This window comes from Methylobacterium sp. Leaf112 (assembly GCF_001423295.1).
In the GTDB taxonomy this organism is placed as follows: Bacteria; Pseudomonadota; Alphaproteobacteria; order Rhizobiales; family Beijerinckiaceae; genus Methylobacterium.
In genome coordinates this window covers 181,966-202,676 of record NZ_LMNG01000032.1, presented here as the reverse complement: position 1 = coordinate 202,676, position 20,711 = coordinate 181,966, and the positions used below count along the sequence as shown (strand labels likewise).

General features: G+C 68.9%; 18 protein-coding genes. 6 read left to right on the top strand and 12 right to left on the bottom strand.

Translation table 11 applies throughout. From position 1 onward, the window contains the following. Positions 1-7: 7 nt before the first annotated feature. The 3 genes from purL to recQ form a co-directional block, all read right to left on the bottom strand. Positions 8-2,233: a phosphoribosylformylglycinamidine synthase subunit PurL gene (gene purL / locus ASF52_RS19335; RefSeq protein ID WP_056175563.1), complete on the bottom strand. Its 2,226-nt coding sequence runs from the start codon at positions 2,231-2,233 to the stop codon at positions 8-10. A gap of 131 nt (positions 2,234-2,364) precedes the next feature. Continuing rightward, on the bottom strand, positions 2,365-3,525 hold the full coding sequence (locus ASF52_RS19330) for a hypothetical protein (protein ID WP_056175705.1): 1,161 nt from the start codon (positions 3,523-3,525) through the stop codon (positions 2,365-2,367). A 159-nt stretch (positions 3,526-3,684) separates the two neighbouring features. Beyond that, a complete protein-coding gene (recQ, locus tag ASF52_RS19325; protein ID WP_056175561.1) occupies positions 3,685-5,538 on the bottom strand; it encodes a DNA helicase RecQ in 1,854 nt (617 codons plus the stop codon). A 104-nt stretch (positions 5,539-5,642) separates the two neighbouring features. Between recQ and ASF52_RS19320 the strand changes: the two genes are divergently transcribed. Then, positions 5,643-5,882: a type II toxin-antitoxin system VapB family antitoxin gene (locus tag ASF52_RS19320; protein ID WP_056175559.1), complete on the top strand. Its 240-nt coding sequence runs from the start codon at positions 5,643-5,645 to the stop codon at positions 5,880-5,882. Beyond that, positions 5,882-6,286 (top strand): type II toxin-antitoxin system VapC family toxin, encoded by a 405-nt coding sequence (locus ASF52_RS19315; protein WP_056175557.1) that lies wholly within the window; start codon positions 5,882-5,884, stop codon positions 6,284-6,286. The genes ASF52_RS19320 and ASF52_RS19315 overlap by 1 nt, the downstream gene beginning before the upstream one ends. Here the strand turns inward: ASF52_RS19315 and ASF52_RS19310 are convergent. The 5 genes from ASF52_RS19310 to rpsT form a co-directional block, all read right to left on the bottom strand. Then, positions 6,237-6,902: a LysE family translocator gene (locus ASF52_RS19310; RefSeq protein ID WP_082515399.1), complete on the bottom strand. Its 666-nt coding sequence runs from the start codon at positions 6,900-6,902 to the stop codon at positions 6,237-6,239. The two genes, ASF52_RS19315 and ASF52_RS19310, sit on opposite strands and share 50 nt — an antisense overlap. Before the next feature lie 14 nt (positions 6,903-6,916). Next, positions 6,917-8,107, bottom strand: a complete 1,191-nt coding sequence (gene recF / locus ASF52_RS19305) for a DNA replication/repair protein RecF (RefSeq protein WP_443136705.1) — start codon at positions 8,105-8,107, stop codon at positions 6,917-6,919. Then, entirely contained in the window at positions 8,107-9,228 is a 1,122-nt protein-coding gene (dnaN, locus tag ASF52_RS19300) for a DNA polymerase III subunit beta (RefSeq protein WP_056175554.1), read from the bottom strand. Before dnaN ends, recF begins: the two co-directional genes overlap by 1 nt. Before the next feature lie 213 nt (positions 9,229-9,441). Beyond that, the gene (gene dnaA, locus ASF52_RS19295; protein ID WP_056175698.1) at positions 9,442-10,944 is read right to left on the bottom strand and encodes a chromosomal replication initiator protein DnaA; all 1,503 of its coding nucleotides are present in this window, start codon (positions 10,942-10,944) and stop codon (positions 9,442-9,444) included. A gap of 530 nt (positions 10,945-11,474) precedes the next feature. Further along, complete coding sequence (rpsT, locus tag ASF52_RS19290; RefSeq protein ID WP_056095665.1) at positions 11,475-11,741, bottom strand: 30S ribosomal protein S20; 267 nt, start codon at positions 11,739-11,741, stop codon at positions 11,475-11,477. A 275-nt stretch (positions 11,742-12,016) separates the two neighbouring features. Here rpsT and speB point away from each other — a divergent pair, with 275 nt between their 5' ends. The 3 genes from speB (at position 12,017) to ASF52_RS19275 (ending at position 14,146) form a co-directional block, all read left to right on the top strand. Continuing rightward, the gene (gene speB / locus ASF52_RS19285; protein WP_056175551.1) at positions 12,017-13,006 is read left to right on the top strand and encodes an agmatinase; all 990 of its coding nucleotides are present in this window, start codon (positions 12,017-12,019) and stop codon (positions 13,004-13,006) included. A gap of 69 nt (positions 13,007-13,075) precedes the next feature. Further along, the gene (locus ASF52_RS19280; protein WP_056175549.1) at positions 13,076-13,717 is read left to right on the top strand and encodes a glutathione S-transferase family protein; all 642 of its coding nucleotides are present in this window, start codon (positions 13,076-13,078) and stop codon (positions 13,715-13,717) included. Between the two features lie 27 nt (positions 13,718-13,744). Further along, the gene (locus ASF52_RS19275; protein ID WP_056175546.1) at positions 13,745-14,146 is read left to right on the top strand and encodes a VOC family protein; all 402 of its coding nucleotides are present in this window, start codon (positions 13,745-13,747) and stop codon (positions 14,144-14,146) included. Between the two features lie 5 nt (positions 14,147-14,151). Here the strand turns inward: ASF52_RS19275 and ASF52_RS19270 are convergent, their stop codons facing one another. The 4 genes from ASF52_RS19270 to ASF52_RS19255 all read right to left on the bottom strand — a co-directional run bounded on the left by ASF52_RS19270 (position 14,152) and on the right by ASF52_RS19255 (position 17,751). Beyond that, a complete protein-coding gene (locus ASF52_RS19270; protein WP_056175543.1) occupies positions 14,152-14,451 on the bottom strand; it encodes a hypothetical protein in 300 nt (99 codons plus the stop codon). Positions 14,452-14,714: 263 nt separating this feature from the next. Beyond that, complete coding sequence (gene coaBC, locus ASF52_RS19265; RefSeq protein ID WP_056175538.1) at positions 14,715-16,001, bottom strand: bifunctional phosphopantothenoylcysteine decarboxylase/phosphopantothenate--cysteine ligase CoaBC; 1,287 nt, start codon at positions 15,999-16,001, stop codon at positions 14,715-14,717. 76 nt (positions 16,002-16,077) lie between these two features. After that, a complete protein-coding gene (locus ASF52_RS19260) occupies positions 16,078-16,611 on the bottom strand; it encodes an ankyrin repeat domain-containing protein (protein ID WP_056175535.1) in 534 nt (177 codons plus the stop codon). An 81-nt stretch (positions 16,612-16,692) separates the two neighbouring features. Then, positions 16,693-17,751, bottom strand: coding sequence for an SDR family oxidoreductase (locus ASF52_RS19255; RefSeq protein ID WP_056175532.1), 1,059 nt, complete (start codon positions 17,749-17,751; stop codon positions 16,693-16,695). 173 nt (positions 17,752-17,924) lie between these two features. On the opposite strand from ASF52_RS19255, the gene uvrB reads away from it, so the two are divergent. After that, on the top strand, positions 17,925-20,657 hold the full coding sequence (gene uvrB, locus ASF52_RS19250) for an excinuclease ABC subunit UvrB (RefSeq protein ID WP_056175530.1): 2,733 nt from the start codon (positions 17,925-17,927) through the stop codon (positions 20,655-20,657). Positions 20,658-20,711: the final 54 nt, after the last annotated feature.

Genomic DNA, 20,711 nt, shown 5'->3' with positions numbered 1-20,711 from the left:
CGGGGATTTATGCGGGAACGCCGGCGGGCTGGCTCGCCATATAGGCGGGCAACCAGCCCTCGTGGGCTTCGCGCAGGTCGGCGACGGCGATGGATTCGCCGCCCGGCAGGGTGATGCGATCGCCCCCCGTCACGCCGACCACGAGGGCGTCGATCCCCTGCGCCGTGGCGCTGTAGAGGAGGTCGGGCGCGGTCTCGGCATCGACGGCGAGGAGATAGCGGGCCTGATCCTCTCCGAAGAGGTAGGCGTGCGTCGCCATGCCGGCCGGCACCTCGGGAAGTGCCGCGCCGATGCCGCCCGCCATGGCCATCTCGGCCACGGCGACGGCGAGGCCGCCATCCGAGAGATCGTGCACGGTGTCGACCTGGCCGGAGACGATGAGGCCGCGCACGAAATCGCCGTTGCGGCGCTCGGCGGCGAGATCGACGGGCGGCGGCGCGCCCGCCTCGCGGCCGGCGATCACCGCGAGGTAGACGGACTGGCCGAGCCAGCCGGCGGTGTCGCCGACGAGCACCAGGAGGTCGCCCTCGCGCTTGAGCGCCAGGGTGGCGTGGCGGGTCACGTCGGCGAGGACGCCGACGCCGCCGATGGTCGGGGTCGGCAGGATGCCCACCCCGTTGGTCTCGTTGTAGAGCGAGACGTTGCCGGACACGACGGGGAAGTCGAGGGCGAGGCAGGCCTCGCCGATGCCCTTGAGGCAGCCGACGAGCTGGCCCATCACCTCGGGCTTCTCGGGGTTGCCGAAATTGAGGTTGTCGGTGATGGCGAGCGGCGTGCCGCCCACCGCCGTGATGTTGCGCCAGGCCTCCGCCACGGCCTGCCGGCCGCCCTCGACGGGATCGGCCTCGCAGTAGCGCGGCGTCACGTCGGCGGTCATGGCGAGGCCCTTGGGGCCGTCCTCGACGCGCACGATGGCCGCATCCCCGCCGGGCTTCTGCACGGTGTTGCCGCCGATGAAATGGTCGTACTGCTCGTAGACCCAGCGCTTCGAGGACAGGTCCGGCGACCCGACGAGGCGCTTCAGGGCCTCCGCGCTGCCCACGGTCTCGGGCACTTCGGACGCCAGGATCACCGGCTGGTGGGTGTTGGCGATATGAGGCCGGTCGTAGAGCGGGGCTTCGTCGCCGAGTTCCTTGATCGGCAGATCGGCCATCACCACGCCGTCGTGCTTGACCACGAAGCGCAGCGTGTCGGTGGTGTGCCCGATGATCGCGAAATCGAGGCCCCACTTCACGAAGATGGCCTCGGCCTCGGCCTCCATGCCGGGCTTGAGGACCATGAGCATGCGCTCCTGGCTCTCCGACAGCATCATCTCGTAGGCGGTCATGCCGGCCTCGCGGGCCGGGACCTTCTCGATGTGGAGCTCGACGCCGAGATCCCCCTTGGCGCCCATCTCGACGGCCGAGCAGGTGAGGCCGGCGGCCCCCATGTCCTGAATGGCGATGACGGCGCCCGACGCCATGAGTTCGAGGCAGGCCTCCAGCAGCAGCTTCTCGGCGAAGGGGTCGCCGACCTGCACGGTGGGGCGCTTCGACTCCGAGGCGTCGTCGAACTCGGCCGACGCCATGGTGGCGCCGTGGATGCCGTCGCGGCCGGTCTTCGAGCCGAGGTAGACGATGGGGTTACCCACGCCGGTGGCCGCCGCGTAGAAGATCGCGTCGGTCTTGGCCAAACCCACCGCCATGGCGTTGACGAGGATGTTGCCGTCGTAGCGCGAATGGAAGCCCATGAGGCCGCCCACCGTCGGCACGCCGAAGGAATTGCCGTAGCCGCCGATGCCCGCGACCACGCCCGAGACGAGGTGGCGGGTGCGCGGATGGTCCGGCGAGCCGAAGCGCAGGGCGTTGAGTGCCGCAATGGGGCGCGCCCCCATGGTGAACACGTCGCGAAGGATGCCGCCCACGCCCGTCGTCGCGCCCTGATAGGGCTCGATGAAGCTCGGGTGGTTGTGGCTCTCCATCTTGAAGACGCAGGCCAGGCCGTCGCCGATGTCGATGACGCCGGCATTCTCGCCCGGACCCTGAATCACCCACGGCGCCTTGGTCGGCAGGCCGCGCAGATGCTTGCGCGAGGACTTGTACGAACAGTGCTCGTTCCACATGGCCGAGACGATGCCGAGCTCGGTCAGAGTCGGGTCGCGCCCGATGAGGCCGCGGAAGCGGTCGTACTCGTCCGGCGTCAGGCCGTGCTGGCGCACCAGTTCGGGGGTGATCGGAACATCGTTGCGGAACATGCGGCCCCTCTCGACACGATCCAGTTCGGCCGTCTCGGTCGAGACGGCTCTAGAGCGTTAGGGCGCGCCCTGGCAACACGCGATCGTCGCGCGACCGTTCCATGCACCTCATGGAACGGCGGATTCCTCCGTCACACGGGCCCTTGCTCCGTCACACGGGCCTTGGGATGTTCCGCGCCGTCGCGCCAGCGCCGGATCGCGGCGTGGACCGGCTCGGGCCCTGCGACGAAGGCGACGTAGTCGAACGCGTGCGGGTCGCGGCTCGACATGAGCAGCTGGAAGTGCATGCGGAACAGGTTCCACTTGCGCCGCTTGAGGATGCGCTTCTCGATGAGATCCTCGATGCGGACGTGGATTTCCACCGGCCGGTGCGCCGTCGGCGCCGGCACCCGCGAGGCGCTCAGGGGATTGCGCTTGTGGATGGAGAGCCAGTCCCATTTCGCCCGGACATCGAGCCAGCCGACGGCATCGCAGGCGGCGACCCGCGCCAGGGACGCCCGCATCGCCACGGCCCGGGGGTCGAGGGTGATCCAGGGAATCACGCTGCCGATGCTGACGAACGAGACCGGGGTACCGCGCCGGCCGAACTCGGGATCGCGGGCGAGCACCCGGTCGAGGACCTCGATGCCGAGGAAGCTCGAAGAGGAATGGCCGATGACCACGATCTCACCGGCCCGGCCGTCCGCCGCCCGGATGAGATCGGCGAAGGCGTCGAGGCGCGCATTCATCCGCGCCTCGCGCCCGTCGGCATGGTCGTGGGTGAAGGCGGTGTCGTCGACGAGATGCGCGACGTAGAACGGCTTTCCCCGCGTCACCGCCATGAGCCCGGAGAGGATCGCGTAGGCGAGCGCCGGCGCCGAGAGCCAGGACCAGGGGCGCGTCCAGTCAGGAAGCAGGCCGACGAGACCCAGCGCGGCCCCGAAGCTGAAGACCACGAGCGCCAGGTAGATGAGGTGGACGCCGACGATCACCCGGGAAAAGCGTCGCGCCTCGCGACGGAAGCGTCGAACGTAGCCCATGCGCCAGAGTCGCCACCACAGGGCCGGCACGGCGAGGAGGCGGCGCGCGTTCCCACGCGGAAACCGGGCGGCGACGATGTCGTCCCAGCGCAGCAGGGTGTAGCGGGTCTCGGTGCCGTCGGCCTCCACGCGCCAGTCGAGGCGCAGGCCGTCGGCCGAGCGCTCAGGATCGCCCACCGTGATCGCCATGCCGCGCCGGGCTGCGGTCAGACGACTCTCGCGACGGAACAGGCCCCAGTAGGTCTCGGGCGCGCGCGGATCGAAGCCCGGCATGTAGAAGATGTGGCGCGGCCTGGTCTCGGCCGAGGGGGCGTCCTGAGCGATGGGGCTGTCCGTCCGATGATGCGATGGAACGCGGGTCTCGGCGGTCGCAGCGGCGACCACGCCCGTCCCTACACGATCAAGATCCCGTCCGACGAGTGCGAAACCGCATCACGAAGACCCGGCTGGGGCGTGCGACAGGAACTCGGCGATGGCCTCGACGAAGCGTGCGCCATAGGCCTCGCGCTTGCGCTCGCCGACGCCGTGGACCGTGCGCAGGGCGTAGAGATCGACGGGTTTGGAGCGCGCCATCTCGATCAGGGTGCGGTCGGGGAACACCATGAAGGCGGCGATGCCCTCGGCGCGCGCGATGGTGGCGCGCAAGCCGCGCAGGTGCTGGAACAGGGCCTCGGTGGCCGGGTCGAGATCGAGGCTGGCATCGTCGCGTGAGGCCGCGCGCTTGCGGTCGCGCGGCTCGGCGACCTTCGGCTCGGGGTCCGGCCGCATCTGGATGGTCTCGCGGCCGAACAGGATCGCCTCGCCCTTGTCGGTGAGTGAGAGCCCGCCGAAGCCGTCGCCGTTCTCGGACACGGCGCCCGCGGCGAAGAGCTGCCGCAGCATGGCGCGCCAAGCCGCGACAGGCTTGTCGGCGCCGACCCCGAAGGTCTTGAGCGACGCGTGGCCGTTGCGGCGGATCGGGTCGGATTCCTTGCCGTGGACCACATCGCAGACATATGCCGCCCCGAAGCGCTGGCCGGTGCGGACGATGGCCGAGAGCAGCTTCTGCGCCGGCACCGTGGCGTCGACGAGGGAGACGCCCGAGCGGCACAGGTCGCAGCGTCCGCACGGCTCGCTCGCCTCGCCGAAATAGCCGAGGAGCGACTGGCGGCGGCAGGTGGCGCCCTCGCACAGCGCGATCATCGCCTCGAGCTTGCGCCGCTCGACGCGGCGACGCTCGTCCGGCACCTCCTTCTCGTCGATCTGCCGCCGGCGGAGCGACATGTCGTCGAGGCCGTAGATGGTGAGGGTGTCGGCGGGCAGGCCGTCGCGGCCGGCGCGGCCGATCTCCTGGTAGTAGCCCTCGACGTTGGACGGCATGTCGGCGTGGCAGACGAAGCGCACGTCGGGCTTGTTGATGCCCATGCCGAAGGCGACGGTCGCCGTCATCACCACGCCGTCCTCCTGCAGGAACGTGTCCTGGTTCTTCATCCGCGTGCCTTGGTCGAGGCCGGCGTGATAAGGCAGGGCGTTGAAGCCGTCCTTGGCAAGGCTTTCGGCGAGCTGCTCCGTACGCTTTCGCGAGGAGCAGTAGATGATTCCGCTCTCGGAGCGGCGGTGCTTGAGGAAACGCTCGATCTGCCGGGTGGGGTTGTCCTTCGGCACGAAGGTCAGGCGGATGTTCGGCCGGTCGAAGGAATGGACGAACGCCTTGAGCTCGCGGCCCGCGGGAAACAGCCGCTCGGTGATGTCGGCCCGCGTCGCCTTGTCGGCGGTGGCGGTGAGTGCCACGGTCTGGACGTTGCCGAGCGCCTCGCGCGCGCGCGACAGATCGCGGTATTCGGGTCGGAAATCGTGGCCCCATTGCGAGACGCAGTGAGCCTCGTCCACGGCGAGGCGCCGAACGCCGGCGCCCCGCAGGGCATCCATCAGCCCTTCCATCATCAGCCGCTCGGGCGAGACGAAGAGGAGGCGCAGATCGCCGGAGCGTATCTGGCGCCAGGTCTCGCGCGAAGTCGCCTCGGGCACGGAGGAGTTGAGGGTGGCGGCGGCGACACCGAAGCCGAGCATCTGCTGAACCTGATCGTGCATCAGGGCGATCAGGGGAGAGACCACCACGGTGAGCGAGGATTCCACCAGGGCGGGCAGCTGGTAGGTCATCGACTTGCCCGAGCCCGTCGGCATCACGGCGAACACGTCGGTCCCGTCGAGCACCGCGCCGATGACCTCGTCCTGGCCGGGGCGGAAATCGTCGTAGCCGAAGGTCGTTTTCAACGCGGCGCGGGCTTCATCGAGGCGAGTGTTCATCGCTACCTTCAGGATTTCAACTTTTGGTTGTTTTTGTGGAATGGGTAGCTTGCGCGAAAGTCGTGTAGGCACCATCGTAAACGCGTCTACACGAGGGGCGTACGATGGCGCTGAATATCCGTAGCGAGGAGGTTAACCAACTCGCTGAAACGCTGGCATCAGCGGCAAGGGTGAGCAAGACCGAGGCCGTGCGAATGGCGCTCGTCAACGAGTTGGCGAGACGGGAGGCGAAGCCGTCGCTTTTGGAACGCATCAAACCGATCCAGGATGCGATTGCCACCTATCCCAGAACGGGCCTGAAGGCCGACAAAGCCTTTTACGACGATCTCAGCGGTGAGCCGTGATGTTCATCGACGCATCTGCGATCGTAGCGATTCTCCAGCGCGAACCCCATTTCGAGGCGCTCGTAGACCGGCTCGAAAACACGAGTTCCGCGATGACATCGGCGATCGCGATCTTCGAATCGACATTGGCGATCAGTCGTCTCGGTACGATTCCAACCACCGAGGCGGAGGAAAAGGTCCGCAGCTTTCTGGCAGCATCCGAAATCGCCATCGTGCCGATCGATGGCCGAGACGCAAGTCATGCGATCTTCGCGCATCACCGCTACGGAAAGGGCAGGGGCCACCCCGCGCGCCTCAACCTCGGCGACTGCTTCGCCTATGCCTGCGCCCAAACTCGTGATGTCCCACTCCTGTTCATCGGCACCGATTTTTCGCAGACCGATATTCCATCCGCCCTCGCGTGAGGCTCACCGCGTGGGCGATGGCGACCGCCGCGCCCGCCATCACCGTGCCGGCGCTGCGGTCGATCGCACGCCGCGCGCGAATCGAGGTGAAGACCCGCCGGGCGCGGTCGGCGGCTCCGGCATAGGCGCACAAGACAGCGCTCAAGACGACGACGATCGTGGCGCCGATCTCGGCGAAGCCGAGGAGGGTCAGGCGATCGAGATCACCCACACCCGGCAGAAGCGCAAGGAAGAACAGGATCACCTTCGGGTTGCCGAGGGTGAGGACGAGGCCGCCGAAGAACAGGCGTATCCGGTCGTCTGCGTCCACGCGCTCGATCTCGATGGGCTCCAAGGGCGCGGTCCAGGCTTTCCAGGCGAGAACCGCGAGATAGACGGCACCGGCGTACTTAAGGACGACGAACGCGACGGCCAGGGACCGTGCGAGGAGGGCCATACCGGCCGCCGCCACGCCGAACCAGACGAGGTCGCCCACGACGAAGCCGGCGATGAAGGCCCCGATGCCGACCGGCCCGCGCGCCAGCACTCGCGCCACCAGGGCGGCGATGCCAGGACCGGGAGAGGCCACCGCAACGGCGTAGATACCGGCGAAGAGGAGGAGATTCGCGATCGACATGGCCCACCGGCGCCTCAAGGCACGGCGACGCGCCCGTCGACGATTCTCACCAGATCCGCCCGTCCGTCGAGTTCGGCGAACAGGGCCGGATCGGCCCCCGTCATCCAGACCTGACCGGACAGGGCTTCGAGGGCGTCGAACAGGCCGGCGCGGCGGCGCGGGTCGAGATGGGCGGCGACCTCGTCCAGCAGGACCAGGGGGGCGATCCCGCACATGGCCTGGACCAGGCGAGCATGGGCCAGAACGAGCCCGATGAGCAGGGCCTTCTGCTCGCCCGTGGAGGCGGTGGCGGCGGGTACGTCCTTGGGACCGTGGCGCACCACGAGATCGCTGGTCTGCGGTCCGCTGAGCGTACGGCCGGCCGCGCGGTCGCGGGCGCGGCCCTGGCGCAGGGCCATGCGGAACCGGTCTTCGGCCTCCAGCGCCGGCCAGACGGCGACGAGATCGTCGAGGTCGCCTTCGAGGCGGAGCGCCGCCCAGGGGAAGGGCTGGGCATCGTCGCGCCCGTCGGCGATGAGCCGGTCGAGGCGCTCCGTGGTCTCGCGCCGGGCGAGCGCCACGGCAACCCCGAGTTCGGCGACCTCGCGCTCGATGGCGTCCAGCCATTGCCCGTCGTTGGGCCGCTCCTCCAAGAGGCGGTTGCGCGAGCGCAACGCCCGCTCCAACGCGTTGACCCGGGCGCCGTGGGTGGCATCGACGGCAAGCACCAGCCGGTCGAGGAAGCGGCGGCGGTCACCCGCCGCCCCTCGGAACAATCCGTCGAAATCCGGGGTAAGCCAGACCACGCGCAGGAACTCGGAGAACGCCACGGGGGAAGGCGCCGTCGCGCCGTCGATCCGGCACAGGCGCGCGGCGCGCCCGTCGAGGCCGGGCGGTTCGTAGCCGGTGCCGACCCGGTGCTCGCCTTCGCCCGCCGCCAGGGTCATCGACACGGCGAAGCCGCCCGGTCCGCCGATGCGGGCCATGCCCGCGAGATCGGCCCGGCGCAGGCCGCGCCCCGGCGAGAACAGGGATACGGCTTCCAACAGGTTGGTCTTGCCGGCCCCGTTCTCGCCGACCAGCGCTACGAAGCGGCGGCTCACCTCGAGATCGACGTCGGCATGATTGCGGAAGTCGCGGCAGATCAGGCGGGTCAGGCGAAGCCCGCGACCCGCCGAGGCATCCTCGGGTGCATGCGCGATGAGATTGGACGAAGCGGTCGCGATCACACCCGCATCGGCATCAGCACGTAAAGCGCGGACGCGCCCTCGCGGTCCTGGATCAGGGTCGGCGAGCCCGGGTCGGCGAGCTTGAACAGGGCGGTGTCGCCCTCGAGCTGAGCCGTGATGTCGAGGAGGTAGCGGGCGTTGAAGCCGATATCGAGGGCGGCGGCCTCGTAATCGACGTCGAGCTCCTCGGTGGCACTGCCGGAATCCGGATTGTTCACGGAAAGTGCGAGACGCCCTTCCTGCACGGCGAGCTTCACCGCGCGGCCGCGCTCCGACGAGATGGTCGAGACACGATCGACCGCCCGGGCGAACTGGTCACGCTCAACGGTAAGGCGCTTGTCGTTTCCGGAGGGGATGACGCGCTGGTAATCCGGGAATGTACCGTCGATGAGCTTGGAGATCAGCACCACGCCACTGGCGAACTTGAATCGGATCTTGGCCGAGGACAGGTCGATCTCCACGCCCTCGCCCCCATCCTCCACGAGCTTGATGATCTCGGCGACCGCCTTGCGGGGCACGATGATGCCCGGCATGTCGCGGCTTCCGTCCGGCGCCTCGATCTCGACCCGAGCGAGTCGGTGTCCGTCGGTGGCGACGGCCCGCATCTTCAGCGAACCCTCGGACTCGATGGTGTGGAGGTAGATGCCGTTGAGATAGTACCGCGTCTCTTCCGTGGAGATGGCGAACTGCGTCTTCTCGATGAGGCGCTTGAGGTCGGCCGCCGCCAGGGTGAAGCGGTTCGGCAGCTCGCCGGCGGCGAGGTCGGGGAAATCGCCTTCCGGCAGGGCGCCGAGCGAGAACCGCGAGCGGCCCGAGCGGATGGTCATCTGCCCCGTCTCGCCGCTGGTCTCCAGGGAGACCTGGGCGCCGTCGGGCAGCTTGCGTACGATGTCGTAGATGACGTGCGCCGGCACGGTGGTGGCGCCCGCATCGGCCACATCGGCCGGGATGGTCTCCGTGACCTCGATGTCGAGGTCCGTGGCGCGCAGCTCCAGGCCCGCAGGGCCGCCGCGCAGGAGCACGTTCGACAGGATCGGGATGGTGTTGCGGCGCTCGACCACGCGGTGCACGTGGCCGAGCGAACGAAGGAGGGCCGCGCGCTCGACAGTGACTCTCATCGACAAAACTCGTGGTCTGAAGGTGGACGTCGCTTGAGCCGGCGCGGCGGCGCGCCTCGGCATTCCGCGTGGAAAGGCACCGTGGAACGGCACCATAACCCGGCACCGTGGCCGATGAACTTGGCGAAGCCCATCGGCGAACGCAAGTGCGAGAGGGCGGCTATCCCGGCTTCGATCCGCGGCGGAGCCGAAAGCTCCGCCGCGCGACGCGCCTCAATCCTGCAGCATGCGCTTCAGGAGTTCGACCTCGTCGTTGAGCACATTGTCCTCGCCGATGAGCTTGTCGATCTTGCGCACGGCGTGGAGCACGGTGGTGTGGTCGCGACCGCCGAAGCGCCGGCCGATCTCGGGGAGGGAGCGCAGGGTCAGCACCTTCGACAGATACATCGCGATCTGGCGCGGCTTGACCACGGCGGCCGTGCGTCGCTCGGACAGGATGTCGGAGCGCGAGACGTTGTAGCGCGAGGCCACCAGCTTCTGGATGTCCTCGATCTTGATGCGCTTGGGCTCGCGGTTCTTCACCAGATCGCGGATCGCGGCCTCGGCGGTCTCCATGGTCACCGCCGCACCCGTGAGGGTGGCATGGGCGAGCAGCCGGTTCACGGCGCCCTCGAGATCGCGCCCGTTGGCGGTGATCGCCCGGGCGACGTAGGTGGCGACCGTGGGCGAGACCTCGAAGCTCGGATGCGAGACCTGCACGGCGGCGAGCCGCGCCGAGAGGATCGAGGTGCGCAGCTGCTCGTCGAGGGTGCCGATCTCGACCACGAGGCCGCCGGCGAGGCGCGAGCGGACCCGCTCTTCCAGGGCTTCGAGTTCGGTGGGCGGCCGGTCGGAGGCGACGACGACCTGGCGGCCGGCATCGATGAGTGCGTTGATGGTGTGGCCGAACTCGGCCTGGATCGACTTGCCCTGGATGAACTGCACGTCGTCGAGGATGAGGAGATCGATGGCGCGCAGGCGCTCCTTGAAGGCTAGGGCGTTCTGGGTCTTCAGGGCGTTGACGAAGCCGTACATGAAGCGGTCGGCGGTGAGGTAGATCACCCGGCGGCCGGAATCGCGGGCGGCGTGGCCGATGGCGTGCAGCAGGTGGGTCTTGCCCAGGCCGACCCCGGCATGGAGGTAGAGCGGGTTGTAGAGCGCGCCCTGGCCGTCATGGCGGGCGACGCGCTCGCCGGCCGCATGGGCGAGGGCGTTGGAGCGGCCGACGACGAAGCTCGCGAAGGTGAGGCGGTTGTCGAGGGGCGCGCCGTTGAGGTCGCCGGAGCCACCCTCGGCGCGGACCGGGGCGGAGACTTCCGAATCGGCTTCGCCCGGGGCGTGCATTCCGGAGCCGGCGGCCTGGAGACGAGCCAGGGGGCTTGGCGCCATCGCGGGCTTCGGAGCACTCGCGGCGGCGACCGGACGGGCGGCGGGACCGCGCACCGAGACGTCGATGCGCGAGACCTCCTCGACCTCGCTGCGGAAGGTGTTCAGGACGCGGTCGATGTAGTGCGACTCGATCCAGCTCTTGAGGAAGCGGGTGGGCACCGTGAGGCGGGCCGTGGCGCCTGAGACTTCGAGCAGTTCGAGTCGGGCGAACCAGCTCGCGAACACGTCCTCGCCCAGTTCCGCCCGCAAGCGGCGCTTCACCCGAGCCCAGGCGGCCACCGGATCGGTCCCACCCACGCCGCTCATGCCCGTCTCGGGGTTGCCGGACACGCTACCGTCGACATGCATCATCGCTCTCCTCGCGCCGAGGACGGAGAGCCGCCGCCGGAACGTACGCACACTTGACTGACGTCGCGTCCCGCAAGCCATTCGCGGGACCCTGATGTTCGCGCCGGTGTCAATGAACCCACGGCACCTTTTGTCGATGAAAACAGCCTATCAACAATAAGCTACGGTTCTCCTAACAACGGGACTAATGGGGATAGCCAAATTTGCGCGAATTGCGACGAGGGCTTGGCGGGGTGAGTCGAGCCGGAGCCCCGACCTTGTGAACGGTTCATCCTCGACTCGGAGATGCACGGCTTTTGTGGCGTCTTCTCAAGCGATCGTTAAGTTACACTTGGCCTGCGCACGCCACAACATGGGAGATTCGGCAATATCGTTAACGAGACACTGCAGGTGGACGCATGTCGCGGTGTCACGACGGGATGGCGCATGGTCCAGGCTCGCCACCGGCGGCGCGAGAAGGGCAGCCGAAAACGAAGAAAGCCCGGCATCGCTGCCGGGCTTTCTTCGCAATGGGTCCTGAGGACGGAGGGTTAGGCGGCGAGCGCCTTGACCCGTGCCGCGAGGCGCGAGACCTTCCGGGACGCGTTGTTCTTGTGCACGATGCCGTGCTGAGCGGCCCGCATGATCTCGGGCTCGGCTTCCCGCAGGGCGGTCAGCGCGCTGGTCTGGTCGCCACCGGCAATGGCCTCTTCGACCTTGCGGACGAAGGTGCGCATACGGCTGCGGCGCGAGCGGTTCACAGCGGTCCGCTTCGCGATCTTGCGGGTCATTTTCTTGGCCGACACGGTGTTGGCCATGGGGCATCCTCATCACGTTTGAGGCGATCCCGACGGGCCCGCAGGCCGGAGTGTCGTATGATCGCGTGCAGGTTGTTCGGGCAATGGCGAAGCCGACGGACGGGGAAGACCGCGACCGTCGGCAATCCGCGCTCTATAGCCACGCACCGCCGATCCGTCAACGCGAGGGTTTTCGCAGCCACGGGGGCCGCGGGGCGATCATGCGCTTGATCGAAGCGCCATCCCGGCGAAAGGATGCGCTAACGATCTCTTTGGCAGACGCACGTGGAGGAACGATGACCGAAGACCCGGATGCGGGACGGATCGCGCACCATCGCCCGCCCTCGGGCATGGCGAGCCCGCGCTTCTCGGGTGTCGCGAGCTTCATGCGCCTTCCGATCCTCGCCCCCGCCGAGGCCCCGGGCCGCATCGATATCGGCCTCGTCGGTATCCCGTTCGACGGGGCCACCACCAACCGGCCGGGTGCACGCCTCGGGCCGCGCGGCATACGCGAGGCTTCCACCGGCACCCGTGCGCGCAATGCGGCCACCGGGATCGCGCCCTACGATCTCGCTGCCTGCGCCGATCTCGGCGACGTCTGCATCAACCCCATCGACGTCGCCGCGACCGCGGCACGGATCGAGGCGTTCTACGCGCCGCTGGCGGCCGCCGGCATCGTTCCCCTGTCCGTCGGCGGCGACCATTTCGTGACCTATCCGGTCCTGCGGGCGCTCGGCCGCGACCGGCCCCTCGGCCTCGTCCATATCGATGCCCACAGCGACACCGACGACGGCCAGTACGACGGCAGCCGGCTCACCCACGGCACGCCGTTCCGCCGGGCCATCGAGGACGGCGTCCTCGATCCTGGGCGCATGATCCAGATCGGCCTGCGCGGCAGCGTCGACGCCGCCGACGAACTCGACTGGGCGCGGGCGCAGGGCGTGCGGATCGTCCCCATGGACGAGGTCGCGATGCGGGGCCTGCCCGCGGTGGCGGCGGAGGCCCGCGCCGTGATCGGTGCCGGGCCGGCCTATCTCAGCTTCGACATCGATGCCCTCGATCCGGCCTACGCCCCCGGCACCGGCACGCCGGAAATGGGGGGCTTCACCAGTCGGGAGGCGCTGTTCCTCGTCCGGGGCTTGAGCGGCCTCGACTTCGTCGGGGCCGATCTCGTCGAGGTCGCCCCGCCCCTCGACCCGTCCGGCATCACGGCGCTGGCCGGCGCCACCCTGGCCTTCGAGATCCTGTGCCTCCTGGCCCAGGCCGTCGCGGCGCGCCGCAACTAGCGCGCTCCGGTTGACGCTGGCCCGCCCGGCGCAGACCCTGCGGTCGACGATTCGCGAAAGGCATTCTGCTTGGCATCCGAGATCACGCTCTACCATGCGCCCAACACCCGCTCGACGGGGGTGCGGATTCTCCTGGAGGAGCTCGGCGCGCCGCATCGGCTTCAGGTGATGAACATGAAGGCCGGCGAGCACCGCGCGGCGGCGTACCTTGCCATCAACCCCATGGGGAAGGTCCCGGCCCTGACCCACGGCGACGCCCTCGTGACCGAGCAGGCGGCGATCTACCTCTACCTCGCCGACCTGTTCCCCGGGGTGGCCCTCGCCCCGGCTCCCGACGATCCCCTGCGCGGGCCGTACCTGCGCTGGATGGTCTATTACGGGTCGAGCTTCGAGCCGGCGGTCATCGACCGGGCGCTCCAGCGCGAAGCGGGTCCGCGCGCCATGTCGGCCTACGGCGACTTCGACACGGTGCTGGCGACCCTGCTGGGGGCTCTCTCCAGGGGACCCTACATCCTCGGCGAGCGCTTCACCGCCGCCGATGTCCTGTGGGGCACGGCGCTTGGCTGGACCACGAGTTTCAAGCTCGTGCCCGAGGAACCGGCGATCATGGCCTACATCGCCCGCGTCAACGGGCGGCCCGCCGCCGTCAAGATCGCGGCGGAGGAGGCCGATCTGGCGGCCCGGCACGAAGCCGCCCAGGCACAGGCCTGATAGCATTCAACCACGGGGAGACGAAACATGCGGATGATTTTCGTGAACCTCCCCGTGAAGGACCTCACGGTCTCACGGGCGTTCTTCGGCACCCTCGGGTTCGGCTTCGACCCGAACTTCTCCAACGACGAGGCCGCCTGCATGATCGTGGCGGAGAACATCTTTGTCATGCTGATGGTGGAGGGCCGGTTCCGGGATTTCATCACCGGGCCGATCAGCGACGCGAACACCGCCACGGAGGTGCTGACCTGCGTCTCGGCGGAGTCCCGCGAGGCGGTGGACACGATGCTGGCCCAGGCCCTGGCCGCCGGAGGCCGGCCGTGGAAGCCCGTGATGGATCACGGCTTCATGTATGCCTGTAGCTTCCAGGACCCGGACGGCCATGTCTGGGAGGCCGTCCACATGGACCCCGCCGCCTCAGACGGCTGAGGTCGTCAACCTGGGGGAAGGGCGGGCACGGTGCGTGACACGACCTCGGCGGCGGGCTTCTGCGTCCCAAGGTCGACCGGCCCAAAGGTGGCAAACAGGTGCATGCCGACCACGGGCGCGAAAACGAGGCTCATCATCACCGCCATGATGAGGGCGACGTTGGCATCGCGCTTTTTCTTCGGGGGCGATTTCGGCGCGGCCTTACGGGTAGACCGCGATGGTACGGCGCGGAGGCGAACGTCGCTCAGGGGAAGGAGGTTCGTACGAAAAGCGGCCGGAAAGGCAGAAAGCTTCAAGACGGTCATGGGCTCACCTCGTTCGACCGGTCACCGGGGGTCGATCGCGGGCGAGCCTGATCAGCGATCAGGCGTGACGCACGCGGACGGCCGAAGGCGGCACGGTCCATCGACTACTGTCGCTGGGCATTGGGTCAGTCAGATCCTATGGAGCCGCACGACCGGCACGAGGCGGAATCGGAGGCGACGCCGAAATGATGCCGGGAGACGGGTTAGTCAAGCGTTAACGCGCCAATACGCGCACGGGGTCCGCAGGTTTTTGCCGCACCGCGTCACGCCGGCAGCAACGCGGCGAAGCGGGCCACGAGGCGGCGCCCGACCTCATCCTTGTCGAGGGTCGGCCAGGTCTCGACGGAGCCGTCGCGTCCAACGAGGTGGACGGTGTTGTTCAGCCCACCCATAACGCCCCCGGCGGCCGAAACGTCGTTGGCGACGAGTAGATCGCAGCCCTTGCGGGCGATCTTCCGCTGCGCGTTGGCGAGCACGTCGTCGGTCTCGGCGGCGAAGCCCACCACGAGAGCCGGGCGCCCGCTCGCCCGGCCCGCGATGGTGGCGAGAATGTCGGGGTTCTCCACGAGGAGGAGGGGCGGCGGCTCGCTCCCGTCCTTCTTGATCTTGCGCGTGCCGGCCTCCGCCGGGCGCCAGTCGCCGACGGCGGCCGTGAACACCGCGATGTCCGCCGGCAAGGCCGCCTCCACGGCGGCCAGCATGGCCCGCGCGGTCTCGACGGGAACCACATGCACGCCATCCGGATCGGGAATCGCGACCGGGCCAGAGATCAGGGTGACGTCGGCTCCCGCCGCCGCAGCCGCGGCCGCAATGGCGTGTCCCTGGCGGCCGGACGAGCGGTTGGCGAGGTAGCGCACGGGATCGATGGGCTCGTGGGTCGGCCCCGAGGTCACGAGGACGCGCCGTCCCGCGAGAGGACCGGCCGGTGCGCGCCCGGACACGGTCCGTCCGGCAAGGAAACCGAACCCGCCGGGTCGCTCGCCCTCGGCCAGCATCGCCTCCACGGCGGCGGCGATCTCCGTCGGTTCGGCGAGGCGCCCGGGCCCGAACTCGGCCTCCGCCATGGCGCCGTCATTGGGCCCGACCACGCGCACGCCGTCGCCCATGAGCGTCGCAAGGTTGCGCCGTGTCGCCGGGTGCTGCCACATCCGCACGTTCATGGCCGGGGCTATGAGGATCGGCAGGGTGGTGGCGAGCAGCACCGTGGCAGCCAGATCCGAGGCTTCGCCCGTGGCCATCCTGGCCATCAGGCTCGCGGTGGCGGGCGCGACCACGATGGCGTCGGCGTCGCGGGCAAGCTTGATGTGGCCGATATCGGCCTCCTCCGCCCGGTCGAACAGGTCCGTATGCGCACGCTCGCCGGCCAGAGCAGCCGCCGCGAGGGGCGTCACGAATTCCTGCGCGCCCTTGGTGAGGAGGGGACGCACCTGGGCCCCACGCTCGCGCAGGCGGCGGATAAGGTCGAGGGACTTGTAGGCCGCGATGCCGCCGCCGATCACGAGGAGGATGCGGCGGTTCTCGAGCGAACGGGGCTTGGAGGCGGTGGTCATGGGACACTCATGGGCCGGGCGCGGGCCGGAGCCCGATGCGCTCCATACACCCGAACCGCCCCGAACGCAGGCTACCTCAGGCCGGGGGCCTGGGCGCCTGCGCGAGACGGGCGGGGGCCTGGGTCGCCCCCATGGACTGGGCCATCTCGGCGGCGGTGAGCCCGGCCCCGTCGCGCCGGTCCGGGTCGGCGCCATGGGCTAAGAGCAGGTCGATGATCGCGACGCGGTCGAACATCGCGGCCGTCATCAGGGCCGTGCGGGTACCGTCGCCGGTGCCGTCCACGAGGGCACCGTGTGCGAGGAGCAATTCGGTCATGGCGATATCGCCTTTGAACGCGGCCCCGGCCAGGGGCGTCTGGCCCCGGTCGTTGGCGAGTTCCGGGTCGCCGCCATGTTCGAGGATCGCCTGCGCAGCCTCGGCCTGGCCGTTATAGGCGGCGAGCATGAGCAGGCTGTCGCCTTTGTCGTTGCGCAGGTTCGCCGGCATGCCCTGACCGAACAACTCGGCGAGTTCCCGGGCATGGCCCAGACGGGCGAACTGAAACACCTTCCCGGCGAAGGCGAGGGTGGCGTCGTCGAGTTCGGGCTTTGCGGGGGTCTGAGGCTGCATCGGGGTCCGTCCGGTCTCGTGTCCAGCGTGATCTGGGTCCCGAGCCCCGGCCTGTCCAGCCGGGGACGGTGTTCCGGTCACCTACGGGATCACCCGCTCGGCCCGGAGCCGCGAGAACAGGTCGAAGAAGGCGTCGTCGCTGGGCTGGTAGTCGAGGAAGCCGAGGCGGCGGCTGCGGCTCATGTCGGTGACGACCTCGATGGGCCGGCCAAGGTCGGCATCCGTGTGCCAGGGCGAGGCGAGGCGGTCGAGATCCGGCTCGACGAGCCCGTGCCGGGCAGCAAGTTCGCGCCACAGGGGGGCCGCACCCGACATCTGCTGCTCAAGGGGCATCGCCTCGCCGGAATAGGGCGCCGGCTGAACGCCGAACCACTCCGCGATGCGGCTCCACATCCACGACCACCGGAAGACATCGCCGTCGACGACGTTGAATGCCGTGTCGGCGGCAGCCCGGGTGGTCGAGGCCCAAGCGAGGTGGCGGGCAAGCAGGCGCGCATCGGTCACGTCGGTGAGCCCGTTCCATTGCTGGGCCGAGCCCGGAAACACGAACGGCCGTCCGGTCTCACGGCACAGGGTGGCGTAGCAGGCCAGCGTCACGCCCATGTTCATGGCGTTGCCCAGCGCATAGCCGATGATGGTGTGCGGCCGGTGCACGCTCCAGGTGAAGCCACGCCGGGCAGCGGCGGCAAAGACTTCGTCTTCCTGCACATAGTAGAAATTCTCGACGGGCAGGCGATCCTGATCCTCGCGGAACGGGGTCTGGGGCAGGGCGCCCTTCCCGTAGGCCTCGAACGGGCCGAGATAGTGCTTCAACCCCGTCACCAGGGCGACGTGCGCCAGGGGTGCGTGGTCGAGGGAGCCGAGAAGGTTGCGGACCATGGCGCCGTTGACCCGACAGTTCTCGGCTTCGGTCTCCTGCCGCATCCAGGTGGTGATGAAGACGTTAGTCGGGCGTATCTCGGCCAGGGCCGCTCTCAAGGCGTCCGGATCGGTGAGGTCGGCCGCGACCGGGGTGACGCCTGAGCTCTGCACGGGCCGGCGGGCAAGGCCGTGAACGTCCCAGCCGGTTTCGACGAGGTGGCGGGCGAGGTTGTTGCCGACGATGCCGCTGACACCGGCGATGAGGGCCGTTCCGGTCATGAACTCACTGCTCCATGGCCGTGAAGGCGGCCCGCCGGATCAACGGTTTCGACGGCGGGCCGTTCGCCCGCGCACGTGAGCCATGTGCGCGTTGCAGGGGCGAACGCTGCGGTGGAGATGCCATCGGGGCGCGAACCCTTCCCGGCCCCCGTCGAAAGGCCCATATCTCATCCATGGCCGCCCCGAACAAACCGCGCTCCTCCACCGTCACGGGTTCCCCCCCCAAAAGCTCACAATCCAGGGGCTCCCCGAAGGCGTCGAAACCCGAGCTTCAGCCCCTCGACGAGCATCTCGCCGCCCTGCTGAGCCCGGCCCTGAACCGTAATCGCCTGCCGGTTGTGGAGAACACCGCGCCGCCCGCCCCCGCCCGGCCTGGCCGCCCGAAGAAAGCGATCGCGAAACCCGCATCCGCGAAGGGGTTCGGCGAGGCGCCCCAGGCGGCCTTCACGCATGACGCGGCCGAGGTCGATCCCCGCCTCGCCCAGGCTCTGGGCCTGACCCCGCCGGAGGACGGCCCGGCTCCGGAGGGACTGGCCGACGATGGCGACACGTCGCTCGCCACCGACGGCGTCTCGGCCACGGTGGACGCCCTGTCGCGCCTCCTCACCGAGGGCAACCCGCTGTTCAAGGACGGCAAGAACTGGGCGCCGCACCGACCGGAACGGCCGAAAAAATCCGAGGGCGGCGTGCCGTTCCGCCTCCAGTCCGAGTTCGAGCCGGCGGGCGACCAACCCCGGGCCATCGCCGAGCTCGTGGACGGGGTCAAGAAGGCGGAGCGCGATCAGGTGCTGCTCGGCGTCACCGGCTCGGGTAAGACCTTCACCATGGCCAAGGTCATCGAGGCGACGCAGCGTCCGGCCCTGATCCTCGCCCCGAACAAGACTCTGGCGGCGCAGCTCTACGGCGAGTTCAAGAGCTTTTTCCCAGACAACGCGGTGGAGTATTTCGTTTCGTACTACGACTACTACCAGCCCGAAGCCTACGTGCCGCGCTCGGACACCTTCATCGAGAAGGAATCGTCGATCAACGAGCAGATCGACCGCATGCGCCACGCCGCCACCCGCGCCCTGCTGGAGCGCGACGACGTGATCCTCGTGGCCTCCGTCTCGTGCATCTACGGCATCGGTTCGGTGGAGACCTACACCGCCATGTCGTTCACGGTGTCGCTGGAGGAGAAGATCGAGCAGCGCCAGCTCGTAGCCGACCTCGTGGCGCTCCAGTACAAGCGCATCCAGTCGGATTTCGCCCGCGGCACATTCCGGGTGCGCGGCGACGTCATCGAGTTGTGGCCCGCCCACCTGGACGATCGCGGCTGGCGCATCGGCCTGTTCGGCGACGAGGTCGAGTCGATCACCGAGTTCGACCCGCTCACGGGCAAGAAGATCAACGACCTCAAATTCGTGAAGGTCTACGCCAACTCCCACTACGTCACGCCGCGCCCGACCCTCCAGCAGGCGGTGAAGGGCATCAAGACCGAGCTGAAGCTGCGGGTGGACGAGTTGACGAAGATGGGCCGCCTCATCGAGGCCCAGCGCATCGAACAGCGCTGCACCTTCGACATCGAGATGATCGAGGCCACGGGCGCCTGCAACGGCATCGAGAACTATTCCCGCTACCTGACGGGACGCAAGCCCGGCGAGCCGCCCCCGACCCTGTTCGAGTACCTGCCCGACAACGCCCTCGTCTTCACCGACGAGAGTCACGTCACGGTTCCGCAGATCGGCGGCATGTACAAGGGCGACTTCCGCCGCAAGGCGACGCTGGCGGAATACGGCTTCCGCCTGCCGTCCTGTCTCGACAACCGCCCGCTGCGGTTCGAGGAATGGGACGCCATGCGGCCGCAATCGATCCACGTCTCGGCGACTCCGGCGAAGTGGGAGATGGAGCAGACCGGCGGCGTCTTCGCCGAGCAGGTCATCCGCCCCACCGGCCTGGTCGATCCGGTCATCGAGATCAGGCCCGCCCGCAGCCAAGTGGACGATCTGCTGGGCGAGGTCCGCGAAGTCGCACAGGCCGGCTACCGGACGCTCGTGACCACGCTGACCAAGCGCATGGCCGAGGATCTCACCGAATATCTGCATGAGAACTCCGTGCGCGTGCGCTACATGCACTCGGACATCGACACGCTGGAGCGTATCGAGATCATTCGCGACCTGCGCCTCGGCGCCTTCGATGTCCTCATCGGCATCAACCTCCTGCGCGAGGGCCTCGACATCCCCGAATGCGCCCTGGTCGCGATCCTCGACGCCGACAAGGAGGGCTTCCTGCGATCGGAGACCTCGCTCGTCCAGACCATCGGACGCGCGGCCCGCAACGCGGAGGCGCGCTGCATCCTCTACGCCGACAACATCACCGGCTCCATGGAGCGGGCGATGGCCGAGACCGAGCGGCGCCGGACGAAGCAGCTCGCCTACAACGTCGAGCACGGCATTACGCCCCAGAGCGTGAAGCGCGGCATCTCCGACATCCTCTCGAGCGTGTTCGAGGGCGACCATGTCCAGGTCGATACGGGGCTCGCCAAGAACGCCGCCACCATCGGCCACAACTTCAAGGCGGTGATGGCCGACCTCGAGAAGCGCATGCGCACGGCTGCCGCCGACCTCGACTTCGAGGAGGCCGCGCGCCTGCGCGACGAGCTCAAGCGCCTCCAGGCGACGGAGCTCCTCGTCTCCGACGATCCGATGGCGCGCCAGGGCGACGTCGAACGCGAGGCGGGACGCTACGGCGCGAAGCAGAGCCGCATCTCGAAGCCGACCCTCGACAACATGGGGCCGGGCACCGACCGCGAACTGCCCGTAGGCACCGCCCCGCCGCAATGGCAGGAGCGTCCCAAGGCTCGCTCGACGCAGGGGCTCGGTGGGCAGAAGCCGAAATACAAGGGTGGGGGCGGGCGCAAGAAGGGCTGAAGCGGGGGAGGGGAACCAGCCCGGCCCGGCCGGGCTTGGTGCAGCAGATGGCGC